At 61.0% G+C, this 6,000-nt stretch carries 6 protein-coding genes and 1 pseudogene; 6 read left to right on the top strand and 1 reads right to left on the bottom strand.

All coding sequences use genetic code 11. From position 1 onward, the window contains the following. Positions 1 to 26: 26 nt before the first annotated feature. Positions 27 to 760 (bottom strand): annotated as a pseudogene (locus GVL50_RS25220) (ComF family protein). 91 nt (positions 761 to 851) lie between these two features. Between GVL50_RS25220 and bioB the strand changes: the two are divergent. From bioB to GVL50_RS25190, 6 genes are all read left to right on the top strand, one after another. Next, the gene (gene bioB / locus GVL50_RS25215) at positions 852 to 1,907 is read left to right on the top strand and encodes a biotin synthase BioB (RefSeq protein WP_008084274.1); all 1,056 of its coding nucleotides are present in this window, start codon (positions 852 to 854) and stop codon (positions 1,905 to 1,907) included. A 150-nt stretch (positions 1,908 to 2,057) separates the two neighbouring features. Continuing rightward, positions 2,058 to 3,236: an 8-amino-7-oxononanoate synthase gene (gene bioF, locus GVL50_RS25210; RefSeq protein ID WP_159815442.1), complete on the top strand. Its 1,179-nt coding sequence runs from the start codon at positions 2,058 to 2,060 to the stop codon at positions 3,234 to 3,236. After that, positions 3,229 to 3,960 (top strand): alpha/beta fold hydrolase, encoded by a 732-nt coding sequence (locus GVL50_RS25205; protein ID WP_159815441.1) that lies wholly within the window; start codon positions 3,229 to 3,231, stop codon positions 3,958 to 3,960. Before bioF ends, GVL50_RS25205 begins: the two co-directional genes overlap by 8 nt. Further along, positions 3,953 to 4,762 carry a malonyl-ACP O-methyltransferase BioC gene (bioC, locus tag GVL50_RS25200; protein ID WP_159815440.1) on the top strand — a complete coding sequence of 270 codons (810 nt, stop codon included), beginning with the start codon at positions 3,953 to 3,955 and terminating at the stop codon, positions 4,760 to 4,762. Before GVL50_RS25205 ends, bioC begins: the two co-directional genes overlap by 8 nt. Further along, complete coding sequence (bioD, locus tag GVL50_RS25195) at positions 4,759 to 5,439, top strand: dethiobiotin synthase (protein ID WP_159815439.1); 681 nt, start codon at positions 4,759 to 4,761, stop codon at positions 5,437 to 5,439. The genes bioC and bioD overlap by 4 nt, the downstream gene beginning before the upstream one ends. A 108-nt stretch (positions 5,440 to 5,547) precedes the next feature. Beyond that, positions 5,548 to 5,844 carry a pyrroloquinoline quinone biosynthesis protein PqqE gene (locus GVL50_RS25190; RefSeq protein WP_159815438.1) on the top strand — a complete coding sequence of 99 codons (297 nt, stop codon included), beginning with the start codon at positions 5,548 to 5,550 and terminating at the stop codon, positions 5,842 to 5,844. Positions 5,845 to 6,000 lie beyond the last annotated feature (156 nt).

Genomic DNA, 6,000 nt, shown 5'->3' with positions numbered 1-6,000 from the left:
GCTCCTACAGGGGTTATGTGTTGGTTTCAGGTTCCGGGTTTTGGCGTGCGGGCGAGGCAGTAGACATCGACTCTTGCTGCACCGGCATTCATTAGCAATCGGGCTAACGCTTGGGCCGTGGCGCCGGTGGTCAGCACATCATCGACCAACGCCAGATGTCGGCCTTGGACATTGGCGTCAGGATCCAGACTGAACGCTTCACGCAAGTTACGTTTGCGCGCTTTGGCGTCGAGATCCTGCTGGGCGCTGGTGTTTTGCAGCCTGTGCAGCATCCGTTCCTCACAGGGCAAATCCAGCGACGCGCTCAACCATCGCGCCAACATCGCCGCTTGATTGAAGCCCCTTGACGCAAGCGCTGTTTCGCCAGCGGCACCGGCAACAATGCATCTGGCCTCGGCAAGTCCTCTTCGAAGCGATGTTGCAGGTATTGCCCGAGAACGTCGGCGAGCAGGTGGCCAAACGGCCATTTCGCGTTGTGTTTAAACCGCGTAATCAAACTGTCAACCGGGAAGCCATACAGCCACGGCACAACGACCTGTTCGAACGCCGGCGGCTCTAGCAGGCACTCGCCGCAGGTCAGGCCCGCCGCGGCCAGCGGCACTGCACAGGTGACGCAGTGGTCTCCGAGCCACGGCAATTCAGTTTCGCAAGCGACGCAGATTGGCATTTCTGCTTCTGCGGCCTCATCGCACAACAAACATGCCTGTACGTTTTTTAAACAGATGTAAACCGAGCCTTTGTATCGTGGTTGACAGCGCATGACTCTTCCTTAAATATGCCGAACATCCGTGTAGCGCCTGTGGGTATTCCGTTTCCCCAGTCGCGAGCCAAGCATAACCAAGGAATTACCCATGAGCGCGAGCACCACCGCCACCCTGCGTCACGACTGGTCTCTGGCCGAAGTCAGAGCACTCTTCGTACAGCCCTTCAACGACTTGCTGTTCCAGGCGCAAACGGTGCACCGCGCGCATTTCAACGCCAACCGCGTGCAGGTCTCGACCCTGTTGTCGATCAAGACCGGCGCCTGCCCTGAAGACTGCAAGTACTGCCCGCAGTCCGGGCACTACAACACCGGTCTTGAAAAAGAAAAGCTGATGGAAGTGCAGAAAGTCCTCGAAGAGGCGGCGCGCGCCAAAGCCATTGGCTCGACGCGTTTCTGCATGGGCGCGGCGTGGAAGCACCCGTCCGCCAAAGACATGCCGTACGTGCTGAAAATGGTTGAAGGCGTGAAAGCCATGGGCCTGGAAACCTGCATGACCCTCGGCCGTCTCGATCAGGATCAGACCGAAGCGCTGGCCAAGGCCGGCCTCGATTACTACAACCACAACCTCGACACGTCGCCGGAGTTCTACGGCAGCATCATCACCACCCGTACTTACAGCGAGCGCCTGCAAACGCTGGCCTACGTGCGTGAGTCGGGGATGAAGATCTGTTCGGGCGGCATTCTCGGCATGGGCGAATCGCTGGACGATCGCGCCAATCTGCTGATCCAGTTGGCCAACCTGCCGGAACACCCGGAATCGGTGCCGATCAACATGCTGGTGAAAGTCGCCGGCACGCCGCTGGAAAACGCCGAAGACATCGACCCCTTCGACTTCATCCGCATGCTCGCGGTGGCGCGCATCCTCATGCCGCAATCCCACGTGCGCCTGTCCGCTGGCCGCGAAGCGATGAACGAGCAGATGCAAGCCCTCGCGTTCTTCGCCGGTGCCAACTCGATTTTCTACGGCGACAAACTGCTGACCACCGCCAACCCGCAGGCGGACAAGGACATGCAATTGTTTGCACGTCTGGGCATCCAGCCGGAAGCGCGTGAAGAGCATGCCGACGAGGTTCACCAAGCGGCGATCGAGCAGGCGCTGGTGGAGCAGAAGAGCAGCGAGCAGTTCTACAACGCTGCCGTCTAAAACCTCTTGAAGGAATGCAAAACCCCTTGTGGGAGCGGGCTTGCTCGCGAAAGCGTCAGTCCAGTCAACATCACTGTTGAATGTCAGACCGCATTCGCGAGCAAGCCCGCTCCCACAGGGAATCTGTGTCACTTGAAAGTCGAGGCCTGCATGTCTTTCGATCTCGCCGCACGCCTTGCTGCCCGTCGTGCCGAAAATCTCTATCGTCAGCGCCCGCTACTCGAATCCCCGCAGGGGCCGGAAGTGGTGGTCGATGGCCAACCGTTGCTGGCCTTCTGCAACAACGATTACCTTGGCTTGGCCAACCACCCGCAAGTCATCGAAGCGTGGCGCGCGGGTGCCGAACGCTGGGGCGTCGGTGGCGGTGCCTCGCACTTGGTGATCGGCCACAGCACCCCGCACCACGCCCTCGAAGAAGCCTTGGCCGACCTCACCGGTCGCCCGCGTGCGCTGCTGTTCACTACCGGCTACATGGCCAACCTCGGCGCCGTCACCGCGCTGGTCGGGCAGGGCGATACGGTGCTGGAAGACCGCCTCAATCATGCTTCATTGCTGGACGCCGGGTTGTTGTCCGGCGCGCGTTTCAATCGCTATCTGCACAATGACGCCGAAAGCCTGGCCAAGCGTCTGGAGAAAGCCACCGGCAATACGCTGGTGGTCACCGACGGTGTGTTCAGCATGGACGGCGATCTGGCCGATTTGCCGGCTCTCGCCCGCGAAACCAAGGCCAAAGGCGCGTGGCTGATGGTCGATGATGCGCACGGTTTCGGCCCGCTCGGCGCGAATGGCGGCGGCATCGTCGAGCACTTCGGTTTGAGCCAGGAGGATGTGCCGGTGTTGGTCGGCACCCTCGGCAAAGCCTTCGGCACGGCTGGCGCTTTCGTCGCCGGCAGTGAAGAACTGATTGAAAGCCTGATCCAGTTCGCCCGCCCATACATCTACACCACCAGCCAGCCACCGGCGCTGGCGTGCGCAACGCTGAAAAGTCTGGAGTTGCTGCGCACTGAACATTGGCGCCGCGAGCATCTGCAAACGCTGATCCGCCAGTTCCGCCAAGGCGCAGAGCAGATCGGCCTGGAGTTGATGGACAGCTTTACGCCGATTCAGCCGATTATGATTGGCGACGCCGGGCGTGCGATGCGCTTGTCGCAGATGTTGCGCGAGCGCGGGCTGATGGTTACTGCGATTCGTCCGCCCACCGTGCCCGCCGGCAGTGCGCGTTTGCGCGTGACCCTGACCGCTGCGCACAGCGAGGCGCAGGTGCAGCTATTGTTAGAAGGACTGGCCGATTGCTTTGCCCAACTCTCGCTGGAGCCAAGCCATGCGTGATCGCCTGATTCTGCTGCCCGGCTGGGGCCTCGGTGTGTCGCCGATGGAGCCTCTGGCCGCGGCGTTGCAAGGCCTCGATGAACACCTGAAAGTCGACATCGAGCCGCTGCCGGAACTGGATTCCAGTGACCTGCAAGACTGGCTCGACGAGCTCGATGAAAGCATTCCTCAAGATGTATGGCTCGGCGGCTGGTCGCTGGGTGGCATGCTCGCATCCGAGTTGGCGGCGCGGCGTGGCGAGCATTGCTGCGGGTTGCTGACGCTGGCGAGCAATCCTTGTTTTGTTGCCCATGAGCAGTGGCCGAGTGCGATGGCGGGCGAGACCTTCGACGCGTTTCTCGCCGGTTGCCAGGCCGACCCGCGCACGACCCTCAAACGGTTCTCTTTGCTGTGTGCTCAGGGCGCGCAAGACCCGCGCGGCTTGTCGCGATTGCTGCTCGGCGGTGCGCCGAATACCGCGTCGTCAGCATTGATGGCCGGGCTGGAATTGCTCGCACAGATCGACACCCGCGATGCGCTGCAGGCGTTTCGTGGGCCGCAGTTGCATCTGTTCGGCGGGCAGGACGCGCTGGTGCCGGCGGAAGCAGCGGGGGAGTTGTTCACTTTGTTGCCGGATATCGAAATTGGTCTGATCGAACAGGCCAGTCATGCGTTTCTTCTGGAAGACCCCCACGGACTGGCGGGCGCGATCCAGGCTTTTTTACATGAGTGCGGTGATGACTGATTTGTCTCTTGTGCTGCCTGGCGGCTTGCCTGACAAGCGTCAGGTCGCAGCCTCTTTTTCTCGCGCGGCGGCCAGTTACGACAGTGTCGCCGAGTTGCAACGTGATGTCGGTACACAGTTGATTCAGCGTTTGCCAACGGATTTCGTCCCGGCGCGCTGGCTGGATCTCGGTTGCGGCACCGGTTATTTCACCCGCGCGCTGGCTTCGCGGTTTGCCGAGGGCCACGGGCTGGCGCTGGACATCGCCGAGGGCATGCTTGATCACGCGCGGCCATTGGGCGGCGCCGAGCATTTCATCGCCGGCGATGCGGAGCGGTTGCCGTTGCAGGATTCGACCTGTGATCTGATCTTCTCCAGCCTCGCGGTGCAGTGGTGTGCGGATTTCGAGGCGGTGCTCAGCGAAGCCTTTCGCGTGCTGAAACCGGGCGGAATTTTTGCGTTTGCTAGTCTTTGTGTAGGGACGTTGTTTGAGTTGCGCGACAGTTGGCGGCAGGTCGACGGGATGGTGCACGTCAACCGCTTCCGCGAGTTTGCCCGTTATGAACAATTGTCTGCAGCGAGTGGCTTGCGCACGCTGAGTCTGCAGAATCAGGCGCATGTGCTGCATTACCCGGATGTGCGTAGCCTGACCCATGAATTGAAGGCGTTGGGTGCACACAATCTGAATCCGGGGCGACCGGGCGGTTTGACCGGGCGCGCGCGGATTCTTGGGCTGGTCGACGCTTATGAGCAGTTCCGTGAGGCGTCGGGATTGCCGGCGACTTATCAGGTGGTCTACGCCGTGTTGGAGAAACCCGTATGAGCGCAGCCTATTTCATCACCGGAACCGATACCGATGTCGGCAAGACCACGGTGGCCGCCGGGTTGCTGCACGCGGCGCGCTCGGCCGGGCTGAGCACTGCGGCGGGCAAACCAGTGGCTTCTGGCTGCGAAGTCACGCCCAAGGGTTTGCGCAACTCGGACGCGTTGGCGCTGTTGGCCGAGTGTTCCATGCCGCTGAGTTATCAACAGGTCAATCCGGTGGCGTTCGAGCCGGCCATCGCGCCGCACCTGGCGGCGCGTGAAGCGGGTGTGGCGTTGACCGTGCAATCGCTGCTGGCGCCGATGCGCGAGATTCTGGCGATGAATGCTGATTTCACTCTGATCGAAGGTGCAGGTGGCTGGCGCGTGCCGTTGGCCGATCAGGATAATTTGTCGGATCTCGCCATTGCGCTGAAGCTGCCGGTGATTCTGGTGGTCGGCGTGCGCCTGGGCTGCATCAGTCATGCGCTGCTGACAGCTGAGGCGATTGCTCGGGATGGTCTGCAACTGGCGGGGTGGGTGGCGAACATCATCGATCCGAAGACGTCGCGGCTGGAGGAGAATCTGGCGACATTGGCTGAGCGGATCCCGGCGCCGTGTTTGGGCCGGGTGCCGAAACTCAAGGCGTTGAGCGCAGAGGCGGTGGCCGATCATCTGCAACTGGATTTGCTCGACTAAGTTTTTCACTATGAGCAGGCACTGTGCCATTAGTGTTTTTGACGGGTGTTTTTCTGGCGCGTCTGCTTCAATGACGGCTATTGATCCTTCCCAGGGATGAGAACCGTTATGGAAATCTCCGGTAACACAGCTTTTTACGCGGGGCTGAGCTCGATTCAGAGCGGGCAGAACCGTGTGGATCAGGCTGCCAGCCAGATCGCCAACACCACCATCGAACGTTCGGTCACCAGCCAGTCCTCGGAAGCTCAGGTTGATCGTCTGCGTGGCGTCGATCGCAGCCAGCAAATGGATCCGGGCAGCGACATGGTGCAGATGGCGCAGGGCAAATTCCAGGTGGATCTGGGCGCGAGGGTCGTCAAGGCATCCGACGAAGTGCTCGGTACGATCATCGATACGTTCGCCTGAATACCTCTTCACCTGCCTTCTGAACGCCGCGCCTTGTCGCGGCGTTTTTCGTTGTAAGTCCTTCTCCCTCAACTAATCTTTTTTCAGCGCCCGTGGCTCGTTCGAGTCCATGGCGGTTTGCTGTGTCCGGCGTTTGAAAGCTGCGATGACGAACGG

This window comes from Pseudomonas sp. 18058 (assembly GCF_902706155.1).
GTDB classification, from domain to species: Bacteria; Pseudomonadota; Gammaproteobacteria; order Pseudomonadales; family Pseudomonadaceae; genus Aquipseudomonas; species Aquipseudomonas rustica.
This window is presented reverse-complemented; position numbering and strand designations above follow the sequence as displayed.